The sequence below is a fragment of the Paenibacillus kribbensis genome, assembly GCF_002240415.1.
Lineage (GTDB): Bacteria > Bacillota > Bacilli > Paenibacillales > Paenibacillaceae > Paenibacillus > Paenibacillus kribbensis.
This window is the reverse complement of record NZ_CP020028.1, coordinates 4,871,970-4,892,860: the sequence shown is the minus strand read 5'-3', so window position 1 is coordinate 4,892,860 and position 20,891 is coordinate 4,871,970. Positions and strand designations below refer to the sequence as shown.

General features: G+C 48.1%; 20 protein-coding genes. 11 read left to right on the top strand and 9 right to left on the bottom strand.

Going from position 1 to position 20,891, the window contains the following annotated elements; translation table 11 throughout:
• The first annotated feature begins 8 nt into the window (after positions 1 to 8).
• Together B4V02_RS21795 and B4V02_RS21790 are read left to right on the top strand one after the other, a co-directional pair.
• Positions 9 to 893 (top strand): carbohydrate ABC transporter permease, encoded by an 885-nt coding sequence (locus B4V02_RS21795; protein ID WP_094156385.1) that lies wholly within the window; start codon positions 9 to 11, stop codon positions 891 to 893.
• Positions 890 to 1,717 carry a carbohydrate ABC transporter permease gene (locus tag B4V02_RS21790; protein ID WP_007428711.1) on the top strand — a complete coding sequence of 276 codons (828 nt, stop codon included), beginning with the start codon at positions 890 to 892 and terminating at the stop codon, positions 1,715 to 1,717. Before B4V02_RS21795 ends, B4V02_RS21790 begins: the two co-directional genes overlap by 4 nt.
• 450 nt (positions 1,718 to 2,167) lie before the next feature.
• On the opposite strand, the gene B4V02_RS25990 is transcribed toward B4V02_RS21790, so the two are convergent.
• The gene (locus B4V02_RS25990) at positions 2,168 to 2,305 is read right to left on the bottom strand and encodes a hypothetical protein (RefSeq protein ID WP_157739767.1); all 138 of its coding nucleotides are present in this window, start codon (positions 2,303 to 2,305) and stop codon (positions 2,168 to 2,170) included.
• A 94-nt stretch (positions 2,306 to 2,399) separates the two neighbouring features.
• Here B4V02_RS25990 and B4V02_RS21785 point away from each other — a divergent pair, with 94 nt between their 5' ends.
• Complete coding sequence (locus B4V02_RS21785; RefSeq protein WP_094156384.1) at positions 2,400 to 3,446, top strand: hypothetical protein; 1,047 nt, start codon at positions 2,400 to 2,402, stop codon at positions 3,444 to 3,446.
• A gap of 28 nt (positions 3,447 to 3,474) precedes the next feature.
• Here B4V02_RS21785 and B4V02_RS21780 read toward each other — a convergent pair whose 3' ends face one another.
• Both B4V02_RS21780 and B4V02_RS21775 read right to left on the bottom strand, forming a co-directional pair.
• Entirely contained in the window at positions 3,475 to 5,028 is a 1,554-nt protein-coding gene (locus tag B4V02_RS21780) for an Ig domain-containing protein (protein ID WP_094156383.1), read from the bottom strand.
• A gap of 165 nt (positions 5,029 to 5,193) precedes the next feature.
• A complete protein-coding gene (locus B4V02_RS21775) occupies positions 5,194 to 8,493 on the bottom strand; it encodes a DUF5695 domain-containing protein (protein ID WP_094156382.1) in 3,300 nt (1,099 codons plus the stop codon).
• 182 nt (positions 8,494 to 8,675) lie between these two features.
• On the opposite strand from B4V02_RS21775, the gene B4V02_RS21770 reads away from it, so the two are divergent.
• Positions 8,676 to 9,314, top strand: coding sequence for a pentapeptide repeat-containing protein (locus B4V02_RS21770; protein ID WP_094156381.1), 639 nt, complete (start codon positions 8,676 to 8,678; stop codon positions 9,312 to 9,314).
• Between the two features lie 24 nt (positions 9,315 to 9,338).
• On the opposite strand, the gene B4V02_RS21765 is transcribed toward B4V02_RS21770, so the two are convergent.
• From B4V02_RS21765 to pdxR, 3 genes are all read right to left on the bottom strand, one after another.
• Entirely contained in the window at positions 9,339 to 10,031 is a 693-nt protein-coding gene (locus B4V02_RS21765; protein ID WP_179031480.1) for a DUF421 domain-containing protein, read from the bottom strand.
• A gap of 180 nt (positions 10,032 to 10,211) precedes the next feature.
• Positions 10,212 to 10,703: a hypothetical protein gene (locus B4V02_RS21760; protein WP_094156379.1), complete on the bottom strand. Its 492-nt coding sequence runs from the start codon at positions 10,701 to 10,703 to the stop codon at positions 10,212 to 10,214.
• A 194-nt stretch (positions 10,704 to 10,897) separates the two neighbouring features.
• Positions 10,898 to 12,424, bottom strand: a complete 1,527-nt coding sequence (gene pdxR, locus B4V02_RS21755; protein WP_094156378.1) for a MocR-like pyridoxine biosynthesis transcription factor PdxR — start codon at positions 12,422 to 12,424, stop codon at positions 10,898 to 10,900.
• 114 nt (positions 12,425 to 12,538) lie between these two features.
• Here pdxR and B4V02_RS21750 point away from each other — a divergent pair, with 114 nt between their 5' ends.
• From B4V02_RS21750 to B4V02_RS21725, 7 genes are all read left to right on the top strand, one after another.
• The gene (locus B4V02_RS21750) at positions 12,539 to 13,150 is read left to right on the top strand and encodes a pyridoxamine 5'-phosphate oxidase family protein (RefSeq protein WP_094156377.1); all 612 of its coding nucleotides are present in this window, start codon (positions 12,539 to 12,541) and stop codon (positions 13,148 to 13,150) included.
• A 164-nt stretch (positions 13,151 to 13,314) separates the two neighbouring features.
• Positions 13,315 to 13,899, top strand: coding sequence for a TetR/AcrR family transcriptional regulator (locus B4V02_RS21745; RefSeq protein ID WP_007428720.1), 585 nt, complete (start codon positions 13,315 to 13,317; stop codon positions 13,897 to 13,899).
• 113 nt (positions 13,900 to 14,012) lie between these two features.
• Positions 14,013 to 14,114 carry a hypothetical protein gene (locus B4V02_RS26290; RefSeq protein WP_007428721.1) on the top strand — a complete coding sequence of 34 codons (102 nt, stop codon included), beginning with the start codon at positions 14,013 to 14,015 and terminating at the stop codon, positions 14,112 to 14,114.
• Between the two features lie 356 nt (positions 14,115 to 14,470).
• Positions 14,471 to 14,926: a MerR family transcriptional regulator gene (locus B4V02_RS21740; protein ID WP_094156376.1), complete on the top strand. Its 456-nt coding sequence runs from the start codon at positions 14,471 to 14,473 to the stop codon at positions 14,924 to 14,926.
• A gap of 40 nt (positions 14,927 to 14,966) precedes the next feature.
• Positions 14,967 to 16,196: an MFS transporter gene (locus B4V02_RS21735; RefSeq protein WP_094156375.1), complete on the top strand. Its 1,230-nt coding sequence runs from the start codon at positions 14,967 to 14,969 to the stop codon at positions 16,194 to 16,196.
• A gap of 88 nt (positions 16,197 to 16,284) precedes the next feature.
• Positions 16,285 to 17,703 (top strand): aldehyde dehydrogenase family protein, encoded by a 1,419-nt coding sequence (locus B4V02_RS21730; RefSeq protein ID WP_094156374.1) that lies wholly within the window; start codon positions 16,285 to 16,287, stop codon positions 17,701 to 17,703.
• A gap of 398 nt (positions 17,704 to 18,101) precedes the next feature.
• Positions 18,102 to 18,668, top strand: coding sequence for an NAD(P)H-dependent oxidoreductase (locus tag B4V02_RS21725; protein ID WP_094156373.1), 567 nt, complete (start codon positions 18,102 to 18,104; stop codon positions 18,666 to 18,668).
• Positions 18,669 to 18,960: 292 nt separating this feature from the next.
• On the opposite strand, the gene B4V02_RS21720 is transcribed toward B4V02_RS21725, so the two are convergent.
• The 3 genes from B4V02_RS21720 to B4V02_RS21710 all read right to left on the bottom strand — a co-directional run bounded on the left by B4V02_RS21720 (position 18,961) and on the right by B4V02_RS21710 (position 20,715).
• Complete coding sequence (locus tag B4V02_RS21720; RefSeq protein ID WP_007428734.1) at positions 18,961 to 19,425, bottom strand: AbrB/MazE/SpoVT family DNA-binding domain-containing protein; 465 nt, start codon at positions 19,423 to 19,425, stop codon at positions 18,961 to 18,963.
• A 244-nt stretch (positions 19,426 to 19,669) separates the two neighbouring features.
• Entirely contained in the window at positions 19,670 to 20,146 is a 477-nt protein-coding gene (locus B4V02_RS21715; RefSeq protein WP_094156372.1) for a hypothetical protein, read from the bottom strand.
• Positions 20,147 to 20,235: 89 nt separating this feature from the next.
• A complete protein-coding gene (locus B4V02_RS21710; protein WP_007428736.1) occupies positions 20,236 to 20,715 on the bottom strand; it encodes a GAF domain-containing protein in 480 nt (159 codons plus the stop codon).
• Positions 20,716 to 20,891: the final 176 nt, after the last annotated feature.

Sequence of the window (20,891 nt, the reverse complement as noted above, 5' to 3'; positions counted from 1 at the left end):
GAGACTCCATGCCTTTTAAAATCTATAAAAAATATGTGATGCTGCTGGCATTTACCGCTCCGGCGCTGATCTTTTACGCCATTTTCCTGCTCATTCCGACGATCAGCGGCATGTACTACAGTTTTACAGACTGGAACGGCTTGAATCCGAATTACAGCTTTCTCGGCTTGGGGAACTTTGTAGAAGCGCTGAAAGAAGACCCGGATTTTCTCAATTCCCTGTGGTTTACGCTCAAATATGTATTGGTCATGATCGTGCTGCAAAATGTGCTGGCGTTGGTGTTGGCCGTGCTCATCGAGTCGCGTATGCGTTCCAAAGGATTTTTCCGAACGATATTTTTTATGCCCAATATGATTAGTACCATTATTAGTGCATTTATGTGGACGTTCGTATTTTCCTCCGTCCTGCCGCAGATTGCCGAAAAGACAGCTATCGCCTTTTTGGGCCAATCGTGGCTGGGCGATCCGAAGGTATCCTTCTTCTCCATCATTATTGTCTCGCTATGGAATGGTGTCGGGTATATGATGATTATTTATCTGGCTGCACTCCAGGGGGTGCCGCAAAGCTTGAAGGAGGCCGCTATTATTGACGGGGCCAACGCATTTCAGACATTGCGAAGCGTGACACTGCCGATGATTACCCATGCCATTACCATCTGCTTCTTCCTGACGCTGAACGGTGCCTTCAAGGTGTATGAGGTTGTCTATGGACTGACCGGCGGAGGGCCGGGACGCAGTACGCAGGTAATTACGATGAACATTTATGAGGAGGCGTTCTCCAACAACTTCCGTTACGGCTATGCGAGCGCCAAATCTGTTATTTTATTCGCCATCGTCCTGATCTTCACACTGATCCAGCTGCGTGTCATGAAGAAGAAGGAGGTGGAGGCATGAGGCTGAAAAAAGCCAATTCCCTGCTGATTACGTTGCTGCTGTGCGCGGGGGCCATAGTATCCTTCTTCCCCATTTATATGGCGGTGATTAATTCATTTAAAACGCAGGGTGAGATGTTCGCATCCTTTACGGCGCTGCCGACGAAGCTTCACTTTGAAAATTACAGTCAGGCTTTTATCCAGACCCACTTGCTGAACAGTGCTTTGAATTCCACGATCATTTCGTTTGTCGGCATTGGCGGCATCGTGATCTGCTCTGCACTGGCAGGCTATAAGCTGTCTCGTACACGGGGAAAAATGAGCAGTGCGATTTTCTTCCTGTTTGTCGCCTCGATGCTGGTTCCGTTTCACTCCATTATGATACCGCTTACGAGAATGGCGAAGGACTTGTCCGTTCAAGGCAGTACGTATGGTCTGGCACTGATCTATATCGGTTTGGGTGTCAATATGGCCATCTTTTTGTATCACGGGTTCGTCAAATCCATTCCGCGCGAGCTGGAAGAATCGGCACAAATGGACGGCTGCAATGAGTTCCAAACGTTTTTTCGCATTATATTTCCTTTGTTACTTCCAATTACTGTAACTATTGCCATTTTGGATTTCCTGTGGATTTGGAACGACTTTTTACTTCCGCTGTTGATGCTGACGGATGTGAATCACTACACCCTGATTCTATCGACGAATATGCTGTTTGGCGAGTACAACAAGGATTGGTCGCTCATTCTGGCTGCACTTGTATTGACCTCTATTCCAGTCATTCTGATCTATGCGTTCTTTCAGAAATTCATCATGGAGGGCATCGCGGAGGGAGCGGTGAAGGGATAAGACAAATGAGCCATATAAGTTGAACTGGAAATGTACATGAGGCGCCACTGCGCAGACGGATGGTGCTTCCCATCGCCACCGCCCCCGGATTTCTTGAATTAAGCCCCTAATAAGGGTAGAAATCCGGGGACAAAAGCGACCGCTCCGCTTGTACAGCACCATTCCGACTACTCCGTTCATGTGAATCTTTTGGAGTTCAACTTATATAGATAGTCAATTTAAAGGTTAGAGTCCCGCTGCAAAGGCGAACGCTGCGCTTCTCCAGATTCAAATGGACCGCTACTCTACCAAACTCCGTGAGTTAGCTGATTTTCAGAGAGTTATATTGGTGAACATCAACTTGAAGGTAAACAACTATAGATTCATCTACCAGGACTCTAATTACTAATTACTAATTAATATTTAAAACATTAGACATAAAAAGAGCCGTGTCATTTGTACACGGCTCTTTCAGTATACTACGATAAGCACAAAGCAGGCCAAATGCTGCTGTACCAAGGTCTTACGTTCGCCTGTAAAAATTTTTGTAGGAAAAGCCATGGCACCATCCGACTGCGCAGTGGCACGATAGGAAGCTTTTAAAATCATATGAATCCCGCCGCAACAGCGATCGTAAGATCAAATGGAACGCGAAGCGATCTTAGCCATACAATATTTCATCTGAATGTAAAAGGGGATGATGATGATGGCTACCTTCTCGGCCGCCCTTCGAGTGAAAAAGCGGATGGCGAAGCGCGTATTAAAATTATCCGGTGTCCATGGTATTGGTGTAGGGTACAAAGACCCTGGTCATCCCAAAAAGGGAGCCGCTGTTATTGTGTATGCAGACCGGCTGGCTTCGGCCTCCACCGGACTTCTGTCTGCCACAGCATTGGGCAAAAAAACGAATGTCCCTGTCCGGATTGTAAAAACAGGAAAGATCAGAGCCAATGCCACGGATTACAGGGTGCGCATACGCCCGGTCATCGCCGGCTACAGTGTCGGAACGATTGAAGGCTCCGGGACAACCGGATTGATCGTTGCGCCAACTGGAGCGCCGGCTACACGGTATCTTTTCAGCAACAACCATGTCCTTAATCCCTCCAATACAGACAATCGGGAGGCTACGATTCAGCCGGGCGGAGCCGACGGGGGAACGGTTCCCCGGGATCGTATTGGACGGCTGTATCGTTACGTACGCTTGAATCCAAGCGGAACGAACTTGATTGATACAGCGCTTTCCCTGCCGACCCGCAACAGCTTGCTTAGCCCGCGTTACGCCACAGTAGGAACGATTCCGGGCCATGTGACCGCTTATCGCATAGGAGAAAGGTTAAAAAAGGTAGGGCGTACAACCGGGCGGGTCAATGGTACGGTAGAGTCTGTCTATACGGACCTGCAAATCAATTATGGCGGAAGCCTGGGGCTGCTGACCTTCGAGGATCAGACCGTCATAAGAGGCACGAATCCTGTATCACTGCCGGGGGATTCCGGCTCTGTCTGGCTCAGACAGTCGGATAATTATGCAGCTGCGGTCAACTATGCAGGTACAGCAGATGGTCGTCTCTCCATTGCCTTCCCGGTGCAGTGGTTCATGCAGGTGTTCAACACACGCGTAGCCCGCCCCAACGGGGCAGGCAGGGTACTCACGGTAGATACAGGCTCTTCCCCAAGTTCCTATACAAGGCAGCTTACCAGTGAGGAACTGGTTCGCTTAAGACCAAGAACGACACGCATTAGAAAGGGCTAAATGTCCCTTAGATAGAAAAAGCTGCTTCCTATAAACGAATCGTAAAGCTGCGTGTGAACGGCTTCGCCAGCTCATCATAATCCCGAAGCTCAATCGTAAATGTGTAGCTGTTTTGCGATTGGCTGGCGGATACGGTGCCGCTGATCGTCCCGGTGAAGCGGTCGAGCGTCAGTCCAGCAGGCAGACTGCCGCTTTTCAGTGTCCAGTCGTAGAAGGGAACACCGCCCTTGGCTATTAGTTTTTGGCTGTAGCTTTGCCCTTTTACGGCATTAGGCAAGGAAGTTGTAACGATTTCCGGTTCAAGGAAAGGGGTTAGTTTGCGGTTCAGCTTCCAGCCGGCTTTCTCGGCAATGAGCAGGGTCAGCTTGTTCAGCATCCAGCGGCGTACCGGAAATTCTGCCGCCCAGCCTGCACTTTGACCGCTGAGACGGTCCCAGTATTGCCGGTCTCCCGGGATATGGTAGCTGCTATCCAGCGGAACACGTACACCTTGGTACGCTTCGACGACCGCGTCAGCACCGCCGCTGCTGTGATAGGCGCGCATGCCTGCCCACGAATCACTAAAAGCAACGGCGTGGCCGAACTCATGCATAATGAGACCATATACGTCCGTCACCTGAGTGAGATCGGTTTTGTACCAGTCGTCATCATTCAGCGAGGTGAACACCTGAGCATCGGGATAAAAATCCAGCGCAGTTCCTAGTGAACGGTGGATGGGACCTGGCACCCGGACGCCGTTCCTTGTGTGGTAAAAACCGCTGTTGCCGGGCCATCCCGTCGAATACGGGCCGTCGATACCCCGCAGGAAAATCCATTCCCCATTATAGGGCGCGTTATTTGTTCCAATTGTATGCCCGTTCCAGTCATTGTTCGGAATATAGTTGCGTTCGGTTCCGGCAGGAACGGTATCGAATGGCTCCATATCGAAAAAGTAGAACCAGTCCTTAATCGCCTGCTCGGCGGCTTTGCGAATACCCGGATCATCGAAATAGTGATTGACTGTATCATAGCGGTAATCGAATACCAGCGGGAATTGGGTTTCTTGATTATCGTCCTGGTCCCATACCCGGATCGGAATGGTATGAATTCGTGAAGCTCCCGCACTGTCAGCAATGGTGAGGGAGAGCGTATAGTGCTCAATCTCGTCCGGGCCGCCGTTACGATCTGGTGCAACCTCCAGTTTGAAATCCTTCCTCTCGGATGCATTATTAAAATTTAACACCTTCGTAGCGCCAGTGGCAGATAACGTGCTGGGCAGATTCATCATGAGCCGGGACGTGCCCTGTGCCCTGAGTGTGATGCTGATCGGATACGCCGCACTGGCAGGAGGCTTCACGGTCAGATTAATGAAAGGGTTGGCGATATAGCCCTGCCAATCCACCAGATCAACGCCATACCCGTTAATGATGCGTCCGAAGCGGTCAATTACCTCGGCATCGCTGCCAATCGCTTGCGGGGACATGCCGGAGGTCGAGACTTGTGAGGCTACGTTTTTGAGAAGAGACTCCTTCATAGAAGCAGAGCCGCACGAATCAGATTCAATGCTTGCCGACAGGGGTGGTCCTGCATGTTCTTTACACATAACAACATCCTCCTATAAGACGGACAGCTTCTAAACCGGGCAGCAACAAGCCTTCTACGCAAGCTGCCCGCCTTTTTATTTAAAGATTGGGGCCATAAATGACACCAATCATTCACAGTACAAATCATTCACAAGTTAAAAAGTTAAGGTCATGAAATGTTCGTTCTAATCGGCTCCTTCGGCATATGAATTGGCTCCCAAAGAATGAACATTAACGATGCTGCTTGCCGAGGCCAAGCCCCGGATTTCTTGAGCCGTCAACGTTCTGTTATAAATGACCAGATCGTCTACTGCACCGTTCAGATAGGGATCATCGAACTGGGATTTGCCAATATAGTTCCGATCTGTCAGTCCAAGGCTGGACGGCTTCAACGTCATATTGGCGTTGCGCGTCGCTTCCACACCGTCTACATACAATATCCCCGTATTGCCTGACAGGGTCACGGCCACATGCTTCCAGACGCCTGTCGCCAATTCTGGTGCGTTCAACTGCTCCTCCTGCCCGTTCCCTGAAACGGTGATGGCAAAACGCATACCTGTCCCTTCGGCCTTCGGAGTCAAAAACATATACCGATCCGTTCCTGCTCCAAAATCAAACAGGCGGGCCCAGCCGTTATGCGTGTTCACTCGTACCCACGCTGCAATCGTAAAGTCATTTAGGCTGCTAACTATACCGAAGGGGAGACTGGCATAGGTGTCTGTGCCGTTGAAGTAGAGGGCGTTGCCTTTCCGTCCCGCTGCCCATGTCCCACTATTTACACTGGCCTGCTGCCCATAACCCGATGAATCGGCTGCGGTAGATCCGGCCGTTTCGTTAAATTCATAACGGGCTACAATGTCTCCGGTGGGAGTCGGATTGCCAGTGCCCAACTGAATACGAATATCGTAGGCGGCTGCCGTTCCGATATTCAGTCTGACGGTGGCTGCTAAGCCGTTAACAGCCGTGACAGAGCCGGTTTTCGTGCCGTCTACGAGCACGTCATACGTACCTGCCGCGAGTCCGGTCATCGTCACAACCGTAGTATGCGCTGTGCCTGGTGTCGTATTTTTCAACGTCAAGCGGACGTTGTTTTTGGACTTGGACACGATAGCCAGGCTATATTGGTCCCGGTTCAGCTCCAGACTCAGCTTTTGGGTGATCAGATGCAGACGTTGAAATACGCCGTCCTTTGGAGTAACCGTATAGCTGTTATTGCTTTCGGTAACGTTGCAGCCATAGCCGAACAAGCCGAATATCGGATCGACAGCTACATCCGAGCTTAACACTTTAATGGCTCCAAACAGCCCCAGATCCGCTTCGCCGGACATGCCGCGCCATCCGTTGAAGAGGGGGCCGCCGTCCAGACCAAGAGCGCCATAATTGCCCTTGCCTGCCTGATACGTCCACGCTACCGCCCCGATATTGGCAGGATCAGAGCTGATTTGCCCTGAGTTAATCGCCCCGATGTTCGCCAGCTTGGCGGCATACGATAGACGCTGGTCCACTTCGGGCTTGGACGAATAACGGCGTGTCCAATCGTCCATCGCATAGCCCGCCAGCGAGGTGGTGTACTGGAAGTTCCACCAATTCTCCCCGGTGATGGTGACTGGATCGGCGTAATAGTACCAGACAGGCATATGACCGCGGGCTGCGCGTGTTTTGGCATTGATTTTGCTCATCATCGTCGTGTTGCCGTTCATTTTGGCGAGTGTATATACCGCTTCTTCGCCTGTATTGTCGTAATTGTACTCGGAGCCGTAGGGATAGGTGGTATTTTTGAAATTGTTGTATTTGGTAGCCATTTTGGCAATCAGGTCGTTGGCCTCGCTGGTCAAGCCTTCTTCCTGAAGCGCTTTAATGATATCCGGTGTGGTCAGCTCACCCATGAGTCCGGTGTTCCAGTTATAAGCGACAGGACCTTCATATAATGCCTTGAAAATACGATACGCACGCAGTAAATATGTGTTCTTGCTGTTACGGTAGCTGATCAGGTTGGGATATAGCTTGGCGAGCTTATACATACTGAAAAACGTGTTGTAAATATGCGGATAGGCATAGCCGCGGTATGTTGGTGTCGTATTAGGCTGCGGCATCAGGAAGTCAGGAACCAGATAATCGGTGTGATGACCTTCCATCAGATTCGTCCAGATTGCCACCTCCAGATAATCATCGACCGCCTTGATCTCAGATGCCACGGGCTTCTGCACATTTTTCTCCGCCAGAAACTGACCGTGTGTCAAACCCCAATCATCACCCCAGCCCCAGTAGCCTGCAAAGCTGTTGCGCTTGGCCTTATACTGCATCATCCAATCGTCAAACACCTTGTCCCGCAGGTCGCCCGGCACATTCCATTGTGTGCTGTTGACCATGAAAGTGGAGTGACGCTGGAGCGCAGCATCGACAGGCTCAATGGCATAGAACTGAAGGACCGTTTTTTCACCGTTGCCGTAGCTCACAGTTATATTGTTGTGTCCCAGTCGACTGAGCGTAAGTTCATATATTTTATGGTTTGTAGGGGCTGTTTCCAGATAGCTGATCGTGGTTTCGGACGGGTATTGTGCGGTAACAGAGGTGATGGATTTGCTAGTATGCAGATCAAATTTCGCTTTGAGATTGGTGGGGACAATCATGCCTGGAACGACAGTCACGTCCACATGGCCCTCACTGTACAGTCTGTCCTTCACAGCCTGCTCGTCCGCGACCTTAAAAAACTTAAAGGCGTATGTTTTGCTTTCGCCCGGAGCCAGCGACAGACTGGTGCTCCCGAGATAACCGCGGTTGGTGCTCTTAATAACATTGGAGTGAATATAAAATACATTCAGTCCCTCGGCCCAGCCGCCTTGGTCCATCGCCCATGTGCTGCCAGGATGCTCCTCGACTCTCCAGTGGTCCTGATATTCGAGACCCGAGCCTGTAGAGGCATCCGGGATAAGCAGTAAATACGGCCCGATGCCGCTAGGCCGTGCAGCGGTAATAAAGGAGCTGTTATGACCTACAAAGGAGTGGGAGAGCACTCTTGTTTCATAGATTTGTTCGTTATTGCCGCCGGACCAAAATTCATTGAAGGGAAGCGGCAGCCCCCAGTCTCCGATTTCCAGCGTTTGATTAGAGGTGTTGGTTACTTTCATTTGCCAATGCAAATAGTCATTAACCAACGAATACGTTTCAAGTAAAGTAAAATTACGTATTCCCTGAGCATTTGACGAGTTTTGATAAGTCACCTGAACACTGTTGCTGGAAGAGGTGATCTTGCGTGCATCAGCAGAATTGCTTGTCCATGCCCGCGTCCATGCTCCGTTACCAAGACGGTAAGTGAACATAAGCTCACCCAGCCACTGGTGGTCTGACGTATTTTGATTAGGTGCGTTCGAGCCGTTCATAACATAATTCGTATTGAATGTGTCTCCTACCAGACGTAAGGAAGAGATATCCCCGTAATCTCCGACCGAGATGGAGAATACTTGATTAGATAGCTGTACTGCCATGCTATCAACCTCCTTGAAAAGGTTTGTGAGAGCATACTCATACTCACAACTTTAATATATGTAGGAGAAATACTTTTGTAACCTTATATGTGGAGATTGATAGAAAATAGATTCATATATGCTACACTTTATCTGAAAAACATATACTATGATTAACCATGCATTTTAAGAGATGAGGTATTATGAAAATGAAATTGGAGTTACCGAAGATTCCTATGGATTTACCTGTACTAAATGAAGAAATGTACTCTTTACGCTCCAAAGACGAGCTTGATACGGGGACCGTAGAGGATATGGTTTTGGATCATATGGATGTGGTTAAGGTTTCATTGGATAAGATGACCTTTAAAAATGTAACCATCATGGAATCGTCATTGCCGGAAAGTGAATGGACAGATGTCATCTTTGATAAATGTGATCTGTCTAATGTTGATTTGTCCGGGTCCTTTATTCACCGGGTGGAGTTCAGAAATTGCAAATTGCTGGGCACCGACTTTTCCAGAAGCAGGCTCCAAAACGTTCGTTTTCTGGATTGCTTAGGGGATTATTCGATGTTTCGGTTTTCCAATTTCAAGCAGGTTGGTTTTGAGGACTGTTCATTGGTAAGCGCCGATCTTTATCATCTGACGCTGCAGAAAACCTTTTTTACCCGCTGTAATCTGGATCAGGCGATGCTGTCGGGGTCCAAGCTCAAAGGGATTGATTTGAGCGATTGTGAGTTTGAGGGACTGCAGGTGGATATCGAAGACCTGAACGGTTGCATGATCTCGCCGCATCAAGCTTCGTCTTTTGTAGGGCTGCTGGGGCTAGTCATTAAATAAGGGGACTAACACTGCCTCATATGCCTATTTGTTAATAAAAAGGGAACCATCTTTTTGAATCTCTGCATAAAAGACTTCTTGTATTGTCTGGATTCCATGTTTCTTTAATTCGTCATGCACCCATTTTTCCGTTAAGTTCAGTTCTATTAGATTCTTTTTTACGATCTTACCGTCTGAAATGATTTCTGAAGGAAGATAAGTAAAAGTTGAGGTTGGTATGTTCATGTCTTCTTTGGTAACAGTTTGCTTAAGCTCCTTTTTTAAAACACTAAATTGCCCGTCAGGTTCCAGAATTGCATAATGAACTTCTTGAAGACTGAAGACATCCTTCTTTCGAAGCATCATACTAAGGTCATCAAGATTGAGGTGGGTTCTTTGAAGTGCCTTCTTAAGTATTTTCCCTTCCTTTATGAGAATGGTAGGTTGTCCATCAAACAGGACTCGGGCTTTACTCGATTTCAAGCCAATATATCCGATAAAAATTGTGAGAATTACCCACCAGACTAAACTAATGAGTCCATTAAAAAAAGGCGTCTCACTATTGCCAACAATATCCGCTGCGATTGAACCGATAGTGATCCCTGTAACATAATTAAAATAAGTAAGCTGACTAAGCTGTTTTTTACCAAGAAGCCGCGCTAGTATCAATAGAACAAAAAAAGTACAGCTTGCCCTTAAAATCATTTCCCAGAAATTCACTCTCAAAAAATCATCCACTCCGAAAGCACCACACAATTCGCAATATTTATAGATTCCAGTATTGTCTTTACAAATGCTGGTCATACATCACGAGATTTAAAAGTTCCGGCGGGGATGCTTTTTATAGCACTAGAGAAGAAAAGAAGACGTTCTGGTTGGAACAGAACCTCTTCTTTTAGGTATGTAATGCAAATAGACTTAGTCAATTGAAACAATTTGCCACGTTCCATCTTTATCTTTATCAAAATAGAAGGTATACCGTTTAGCGGGTGAATCTCCTTCTTCTTTATTAAGCCGTTCGCCTACAACGGGTATTAATATCCGACCATTTTCTTTTACAGCTTTGGCAATACTGGTGAACTTTATGGGCTGATCCAGGAGATAATCGTACTCTGTTTTGACCGTTGGGCTGAGCGCAGCATGGAATTGATCCAAATCTTCTGAAACAAAGGCCGCGATGGCTGCTTTGAGTTTTGTTATCATGCCATCTTCAATCAAAGGGTCTTTCACTTTATCCCACTTGATCTCGTCCAGGCTTTGCAGGATGATTGCTTGACTGGCTTCTACTGATTCTGGAGCTGCTGGAGCTTTTCCTTCGGGAGATGAATCTGTTGTTCCCTGATTTCCACAACCAGCCATAACACTCGCAGAAAGTATAAGAATAGATATTATTTTAGCAGGCTTATTCATGTGTCTTAACACATCCCTTCTCTTTATCTAACAAATATGATGTTCAAAAAAGCCACAACGATTTTATAATAATATACCATATTTTTTATGTTATGTAAAAAAACGAAGGTGTCACTGAATTGACACCTTCATTTCATCGTCAATCCCAGCATGGGTATTGATAGGAGGTTGGCGAGCCCCTTTTAAAGCTTCTGCTACACTGCGTGATATTGATGTTTGATACTGTCCCAAGCCTGGCGCAGACGCTTAGCGCCTTCAATAATCTGCTGCTCCGTTAAATGGGCAAAGTTAAAGCAGGCTGCTGGAGGACCTGGGGCCAGCTGGTAATCGGCGGCATCCCGCCATGTGACTCCGTAATCATGTGCTGTCCGCAGCAAATGATGGTATGGAGCATGCTCATGCTTCCAGATGGCATAGGCATGCAGCCCGCAATCGCTCTGCTGCCAGTAAAACAGTTCGCTCAACTGCTGCATTTCGCGCTGGAACACGTCGTAGCGCGATCTGTATATGCGTGTCATCCGCCGCAAATGGCGAGCATAGTCGCCGCGCATCATAAAACGTGCCAGTGCCCGTTGCTCCAAACGGGCAGGCGGCAGGGGGTCATATAGCCGCTTGGCAGCTGTCAGCGCTTGAGCCAGTGCAGCAGGCAGGATCGCAAACCCGAGTCGAAGACTGCTGAACATGCTTTTGGAAAAGGAACCGACATAGATTACGCAATCTGCGCGATCCAATGCTTTTAAAGGCTCAATGGGTCGTCCGGCCCAGCGGAATTCGCTGTCATAATCGTCTTCGATAATCCAGGCACTACGGGATACCGCCCACTGCAAAATCTGCTGACGCCGTGCCAGTGGCAAAACTGCGCCGGTCGGGAACTGTCGTCCCGGCGTAACAAACAGTAGCCTGGAATCCCAATCCTGCGGAATAATTCCTTGCTGATCCAGCTCGGCTGCCTGAATCTGTCCGCCCGAGGCTGTAACAGCACGATGGATACCGGAATAACAGGGATTTTCCAATATAATGTGATCCTGTTCATCAATAAGCAGCTGGCATAATAGTGTGATCACTTCCATGGAGCCGCTGCATAAAACGACTTGGTCCGGGTGGGCCGCAATCCCGCGTGTTCTGCCAACATGATGGCAAATCGCTTCACGCAGCCATTCATCGCCATTCACCGACACAGTCGCCGAGTCAGACGAAGGCTTTTGCAGGTCTTTGCCAGCGGCAGCCATGGCACTTTTCCATGCGAGCTGTGAGCTGCCCTCTAATACGACTTCTCCTGCCTGAAAAGAAATCAAGGACTGCTGCGTATCGTCTCGATCCGCAGCAAAAGCAGGAGATGACAATAACTCCCGTTCCTTTTCCAGCTGCATGATTCGTTGTCCCCAGGCTGACAGAGCGGGGGCTTTTTGCTTTGCAACAGGTGGATTCTGGTTCTGCTGGCCGATTGGAAATGGGTCCGACAGCATCGCTGCCTGCTCAATAACAAAGGTTCCTCTGCCTACCGTCGATTCTACATACCCTTCTGCCAACAGCATATCGTATGCTTCGGCAACGCTGCCACGCGAAATTCCATACATCACAGCCAGATCACGACTGGAGGGCAGGCGCGTACCGCCGGCAAGGGAACCGTTAAGAATACCGTCCCGGAGAGCATGATACAATGCCAAATATTTATGATGATATTTTTGAATAGCACGCTGGTAAGCAACTGTAATATCCATTCCCAACTCCTTCAATTGGACTATTTATTTTCATTTAAATTGGCTCTTTTGATTAATCCATTTTCAACATAATCTGAAATGTATCGTTGGTCAATAGAAGGAAGGGGAGTAATTATGAGAAGAAAAGAATTTACAGTGGCAGAAGAAGAGGAAATAGAGCAATTTCTGAGTGAGGTCAGCTTCGGATTTTTAGGTCTGAACAGCGAGGATGGTTTTCCGCGTGTGGTTCCCTTGAATTTTGCTTACGGGAATGGCGTTTTTTATATTCATGGCAGCCGTGTTGGAGAAAAGATGGAACGGATGAAGGAGGACAACCGGGTCACATTTTCCGCCGCCAAGGAATATGCGCTGATTCCGTCGTATTTTACGGACGAGCATATGGCATGCCCGGCGACTGCCTTTTTTAAAAGCGTTACCGTGCGTGGTCATGCTGAACTTGTAGTTGAGCTGGAAGAAAAGGCAGCGGCATTTTCCATTTTCATGAGCAAGCTGCAACCGGAAGGCGGCTATGACACGATTGATGCCAGTGATCCTCGGTATGCTTCACGTCTGAAAGGGGTCGCTCTGATCAAAATCGTACCGGATGAATGGACTGCCAAGTTCAAATTCGGCCAGAATGTCAAAGGTCAGGAGCGTCAGCAGATTGTGGATGGCTTGCAAAAACGGGGGCTGGATGATGATCTGGCAACGATTGAAATGATGCGCAAATATTGTCCTCATCACTAACTACATTCCCGCTCTCGTTCATCGTCTAATGGGTTAATTATACTTTAGACCTTCTGTGTTAGGACTTTTGAAGGACGGGTATATATCATTCTCAAGCCCGTTGTTCTTACTGCAAAGGAACCTTATAATACGATAGATTTATGGAGTAAGGGGGCAAGACCGTGATGAGAGCGGGAATCAGAAGTCGGGAAAGTCGACGGTTGTTACTGGAAGCGGGGGCTGAAGAGTTCGCTCAGACGGGTTTTTATCAGACAAAGGTAAGTTCAATTGCGGCACGTGCAGGATTAACGCAGCCGGATTTTTATATTCATTTTGAAAGTAAGGAACAGATTTATGAGGAGCTTGTCGAGAGCTTCCGTGCTTTGGTGAACGAGACGACGCAAAGCATGAAGGTGGAGCCGGACCAGAGTAAAGCTGAGATTTTGAACCGGGGACAGGTATTTCTGGAAGCTATTTTTCGTATGTTGTCCAATAATCCTGCGATGACCCGGGTTGGGTTTTATCAGGCGGCTGACTCGGTGCGAATTAAGGCGGAGATGGCTGAGCATATCAAAAAGCATTTGCAGGCGGCACAGCGCTGGGGTTCTTGTCGTGAGGAGCTGAACCCTGAATTGACAGCAGAATGTGTCATCGGCTTGATTGAACGGTTGACGCTAACCCAATTGCTGCCTGGACGCGAAAGTCCATCTGTACTTGCCAAACAGGCACGAGACCTGCTGTATAACGGTATGCTGGCATCCGAAGGATAACGGAGCTACAGCATAAGGATCTATATTTAGGCAATAGGCACGGCATTTGTCCCTATCATGGATGACGGCACACGCATAGTATGCTCTTGTAAACCATGAAGGGAGGAATCACCATGTCTGGAATGGGCGCTGGTTATGGAGCTTTTACATCTATGGGAGCGATTCTGGTACTTTTCATTTTGCTTGTTATTATCACAAAAGCATTTTTCATCTAATTCTCAGCTCAAGAAGCTAATTCGGGCGAATTGCTATAATCAACGGAGAGGAGGAATTTGAGATGGGTGAAGTAGATAGAGGTTGTGGCTGTGGTGGTTACAACATGTGGACTTCCACTGGTGTTATTCTGGTTCTCTTCATTTTGCTGGTTATCATCACTCGTACCTTCTTCATCTAATGCTGTATTCATGGGTTTGAGCGCCGATGCCTCGGGTCTGTGACCATATAAAGCCATATAAGCCGGACCAGAACCGCCTTGAACAGAGGCGGTTTTTTTGTCTTTCTAAGTTAACGTTGACGTTAACGTTATATAGGCGTAATATTTATATATAAACTTTTTCATAAGGTAGGTGTCATGGTTACGTATAAAATTGATGAGGTCGCCAAGCAAAGTGGTCTGACAAAGCGAACCATTCGTTACTATGAGGAAATCGGTTTGTTGCCCTCCCCGCAGCGCAGCGAAGGTAATATGAGGCTGTATACGCAGGAGGATGTGGATTTACTTAGAAAAATAGTGAGCGCCAAGGAAGTGCTTGGTTTCTCTTTGCAAGAGCTGCAGCGCTACATGTCCGCAGCGGAGATGCTCAAGGGTCAACGGGAGGAATATCGCGAGCGTACGGATCATCTGCAACCTGCTGAGCGCCGGGCCATGCTGGTGGATATGGAGGTCACCCTGAACGAACAATTGGAAATGATGGAGGGGAAAATCAATAGCATCCGCATGCTCCAGACTGAGCTGGAGGATCTGCGGGTCAGGGTTCGTGAACGGAAGGCTCTGCTTGATGAGGAGCTTGGCAGCGACCCGTCATAACGAGGAATATGTACAATTAGATATGGAGGTCACATCATTCATGAGTTTTGAACACAGTTTACATGGTGAGTTAAAAATCCCTGATGAGTTGAAAAAACAGTCAGGCTTGCTGTCTCAGCCCAAAGCCGTCTGGGCGGTTGCTTTTGCCTGTGTTATTTCATTTATGGGTTTGGGCTTGGTCGATCCGATTCTTCCGGCCATTGCCGATCAGCTTCATGCCACTAAAAGCCAGGTGTCGCTGCTGTTCACCAGCTATAATCTGGTGACCGGTGTTGCGATGCTGATTACGGGCGTCGTGTCCAGTCGACTGGGTGTCAAATGGACGCTGCTGACCGGGATTTTGTTTATTATTGTATTTGCCGGACTGGGCGGCACCGCCAATACGGTAGGCGGAATTGTGGGCTACCGGGCAGGCTGGGGGCTGGGGAATGCCCTGTTTATTGCCACAGCGCTGTCTGCGATTGTGGGTCTGTCCACCTCGGGAACAGCCAAAGCCATTATTTTATATGAGGCTGCACTGGGTCTTGGGATTTCTGTCGGCCCCTTGCTGGGCGGTGAGTTAGGCTCCATTTCCTGGCGCGGTCCGTTTTTTGGTGTTGCTGCCCTGATGGTTGTAGGATTTTTGTTCATTACGTTTATGCTGCCTTCGATTCCGAAGCCTAACAAGCGCGGGTCGCTTGCCGATCCGTTCAAAGCGCTTAGTTATCCGGCCTTGCTCACGCTCGGTATTGTAGCGTTGTTATATAATTTTGGATTTTTTACGTTGATGGCTTATTCTCCATATGTCATGCATTTGGATGAGCATGGTTTGGGTTATGTGTTTTTTGGCTGGGGGATTATGCTGGCCTTCACCTCGGTGTTTGTAGCACCAAAGATTCAAGCGCGCTTTAGCGTGGTATCTTCCATTAGTAGCATGCTGACGCTGTTTGCCATTGATTTAGGCGTTATGGCGGTCGGGACGGTGGTAGGTTCGTCAGCAACGGTCATTGTCGCGGTGATTGCGGCGGGTGTTTTTCTGGGGATCAACAATACATTGATTACAACCGCTGTGATGCAGGCCGCTCCGGTAGAGCGCTCGACAGCATCTGCGGCATACAGCTTTATGCGCTTTTTGGGCGGTGCGATCTCGCCGTGGCTTGCCGGGAAGCTGTCAGAGTGGTACACAGCAGAAACTCCGTTTTATTTTGGTGCATTGATGGTGTTGATGGGTGTAGCAGTACTGATCGTACGCCGTCGACATATGCAAAATATTCAGGTCGATGTACACTAAGACTGAACCTCTGAGGGAGAAAGAGTATGAGCGAATACAAACATATTCTGGTCACGATGGATGGCTCAGAACACAGGAGGACATAAGTATGAGGCAGCATTTATTTATTGGTGGTGAATGGAAAGCAGCTCAAGCGTATACGACATTAAAATCACCGTATTCCGGGGAGGTTATTGCTGAGGTAGCAGAGGCGACAGCAGAGGATGCCCATGCTGCCATTCAGGCTGCATCTGATGCACGCGCCGGGATGCGGGCCATGCCAGCACATCAGCGCTCAGCCATTTTGGAAAAACTGGCTGACCTGCTGGAGGAGCGGCGTGATGAAGCTGCGCTTATCATTGCCCGCGAAGCGTCCAAACCATGGAAGGCTGCGCTGGCAGAGGTTGACCGGACGGTGCAGACCTACAAGTATGCAGCCGAAGAAGCCAAGCGGATTCACGGGGAAACGATCCCGCTGGATGCTGCACCGGGCGGCGAGGGCCGTATGGCCTATACGCTTAGGGAGCCCGTCGGTGTGGTGGGAGCCATCACCCCCTTTAACTTCCCGATGAACCTGGTCGCCCACAAGGTTGGCCCTGCACTTGCGGCAGGCAATACGGTCGTATTGAAGCCTGCCGAGCAGACCCCGCTTTCGGCTTACCTGATCGCAGAGCTGCTGGAGCAGGCCGGATTGCCTTCCGGCGCGCTTAACGTGATCAGCGGTGACGGCAAAACCATCGGTGACGTGCTTGTCACCGATCCGCGCGTCGGCTATATCACCTTTACCGGAAGTCCGGCGGTGGGCACGGAAATTCGCTCCAAGGCTGGCTTGAAGCGGGTTACGCTGGAACTGGGCTCCAACGCAGCGGTCATTATCGACCGTGACACCGATGTGGATGCGATCATCGACCGCTGTGTGAGCGGAGCGTTTGCCAATCAGGGACAGGTGTGCATCTCGATTCAACGTATTTACGTTGTTGATGAACTGTACGATACCTTTGTTGCCCGTTTTATCGAGGCGACGCAGCGGCTGAAAGTCGGCGATCCGCTGGAGCCGGACACGGACGTATCCGCACTCATTTCAGCCAAGGATGTCCAACGTGTCCGTGAGTGGCTGGATGAAGCGGTTCAAGCAGGTGCCAGAATCGCTCTGGGGGGACAAGCCAGGGGCTCTATACTGGAGCCCACAGTTCTGCTGAATGTGGACCCGACTTCCAAAGTGTCCTGTCGCGAGGTGTTTGCCCCGCTGGTGCTGATTCACCCGGTAAGCTCTATAGATGAAGCTGTAAGCCATGTGAACCATTCGATTTATGGCTTGCAGGCAGGGATTTATACCCGTAATATCGTGACTGCGCTGGATGCGGCGGACAAGCTTGAGGTTGGTGGTGTGGTGATCAATGACATTCCGAGCTTCCGTGTCGACCACATGCCGTATGGTGGTGTGAAGCAAAGCGGCACCGGACGCGAGGGCGTGAAATACGCCATGGAAGAAATGCTGGAGACCAAGCTGGTCATTATTAAAAGGTAAGCCGTTTCTTGCCATAGGGCAGCAGGCAGCCTTGTCTATGAAAAGACGTAAAAACGTAGATTCTAAAGCCTGTCTGATGCAGATATAGAGCATGAGCTATAAGTATGCCATCGCATTAGACAGGCTTTATTTTTCCTACCGCCAGCGTGATCGATGATACTGCCGTTTGCTCAGAGCGTGGTACCTGCTTTTATATAAAGTTGAACAAAGCACTTGCAAAGTGAAAAAGAATATAATATACTGAGGCCAATCAGTTAGTGATTGATCAATCACTAACAAAATCTATTTGAACATTCAAAGAATAATAAATCTACAACGTAGCACAATCCATTTTTTTATATTCATGTAATTGATCAATCACTAATTAATATACTAATGCCAAAATGGAGGGGAAAACCATGAAACATCTTATTATTTATGCACACCCATCACAAGAAAGCTTTAATCATGCGATTTTGACCACGGCGGTCGAGGGATTAAAGCAAAAAGGGCACGATGTTGTTGTGCGCGATCTCTATGCAATCGACTTTCAAGCTGTGGTTAGCAGCGGCGAGATCATTGGGGAAATCGGTGAAGATATTGTACGGGAGCAGGAATATTTGCAATGGGCAGAGGTGATCACCTTTATTTATCCGATTTGGTGGACGGGGATGCCAGCCATCATGAAGGGCTACATTGACCGCGTATTCTCCTACGGATTTGCATACAAATATGTCAATGGAGTGCAAATGGGGCTGCTCAAGGGGAAAAAGGCGATTATCCTCAATACGCAAGGAAAGTCACATGCAGAATATGCCAGCATTGGCATGGATCAAGCGCTTCGCTTGACGTCAGACAAAGGAATATTTGAATATTGTGGCCTTGATGTCTTGTATCATATATTCTTTGAATCAGTGCTCCAATCGGATGAGAATACACGCAAGGCTTGGCTTCACCAAATTGCAGACATGGCCAGCAAAGCGTAACAATAAGCCTCTTGTTGCCACTGTTTTTATAAATACCCATTCCGTTGTATAGGCCTCAAATTTATTTTTGCGCAAAATCGTCCTTCTATTTTCATTATCACAAGATACAAAGAACCACCGGATACAGGATCTCGCCTGCAAAAGCTCCGGTGGTTCTTTATGCCCAGTATGAAATTCTCGCCATGGACGTCCATGGTTTTTGTCGATTAGCTATGGTGACGCGTATCACGGTTCAAAAGTAGCTGTACATGATGAATCTCTGATGTAGACTATGTAGGGTAGCAAGCTGTAGTTATAGCATTTTTTTGAGCTGGGATATACGGGCTTGGGAGACCTCAAGTATTTTGGCATATTCGTGTTGTGCTGCATTGGGGTGCTTGTGCATTAATTCCTTCAGGCTATTGAGCATCTGTTGTGTCGATCGGCGCAGACGTTTGGGCTCCCTGTCAGAGCGATCTCTGGTGGCTAAAGTAGATTTGGCTGGCCTTATCATGGGACTAAAATTCGTACCGTTCTTTAAACTTTCAATACATTCCCCGCAAATAAAGCTGTCTCTAAAATAAGTCAGCTGCTCTGTTGAACCACACATTTTGCATGTCACCCCCGTATATTTTCGTAGGGCGAGAACACCGGTTTCCTCATCTACAAAAATCTCAACAGGATCCCCCACATTGTAATCCATGGAAATTCGCATTTCTTTGGGGATGACGATACGGCCTAACGCATCTAGGGGACGTGTCATACCTGTACTTTTCAAATGATAACCTCCTTTTTTTTATATCCTTATAATACTAAATGAAGAGGATGAAAAAGAATAGGCTTAGAGGAGCAATCGCATATATTAAGTAAATAATGGCGCCTGACGAAATCGAACGGATGAAGCACACAGCATATGCTTGCTTGGCAGCCGGTGGACAAGGCAGTGAGAAGAAGTATAAAAGGGATGGGCAGCAAGCCAATCCGATGGGCTGCTGTTCATCCCTTTAGTGTGTAGAGCAGCTTTACATGCTGTTTTGTGTCGCTCTCATGCCTTGCTGGTTGTTATTTCCATATTGTTGCATATTACCGCTGCCTGCATAATGCTGCCCAGTCATACCCATGTGTTGCGGAAAGCTTTGACCCATTTGGCTACCTGTACCATACGAGGATGGCTGCATACTGCGGGAGGCATAGTTATTGCCGAATCCGGGCTGAGTCATTTGGCTGCTGGAACGGATGGTATTTTCCAACTGATTACACAACTGAATAACTTGCTGGCATTGCTGCACAGCTTGTTGGTGGTGCTGGATTGCAGTTTGGATCATTTGAGCTGCATTACGTTCACGTTGCACCAGGTTTTCAAGACTCGACGCATTTTGTTGCTCCTGTTGCAGCAACTGCTGATACATGGCAGTTCCTTGCTGTGTTTGTTGTACCAATTGCTGCATAATTTGTTCACACTGATGAAGCTGTTGTTGTGGACCCATGGTGTTGTACATTGATCATTAATCTCCTTCGCCAGGTAGTTTTAGGTTTTAGAACCCTCATTTATTGTGGCGAAGGAAGACAATATATATGCACAATTTGGCTACAGGCTGGACACCAGAATAGACGTAAATTCCTCTAGGAATACACGATCTTCATGATCAAAACGGCCTTTTAGCGGGCTGTCAACGTCCAGCACTCCAATCAGTTTCTCGTTCTTGATCAGAGGAATAACGATTTCGCTATTGGAAGCAGCGTCACAGGCGATATGTCCTGGAAATGCATGCACATCGTCAATGACAAGCGTTCTCCGTTCTGCTGCGGCTGTACCGCATACGCCGCGTCCCAGTGGAATCCGTATACATGCAGGCAAGCCCTGGAAAGGACCAAGTACAAGCTCTGTGCCATCATAAAGATAGAAGCCGCTCCAGTTAACATCCGGCAGAAAATGACCTAGTAGCGCAGAAGCGTTTGCCAGATTGGCAATGGTATTGGATTCATCGTGAACAAGTGCCCGGAGTTGCCCGAGAACGGATTCGAATTGTTCCTGACGAGTGCCTTCGTAAGGGATAGCTTGAAACATGTAGAGTCCACGCTCCTAACATTAATTTTTACATAATCTGTTGTATAAACCACTAAAAATAGGTAATTATTCAAGTGACTTTTACCATTGGTTAATTAATTTAAGATATAACGATTGTATACATTCAGTCAAGAGGAAATCCACCTGTAGCCTTTCGATCATCTCCGTACTTTAAA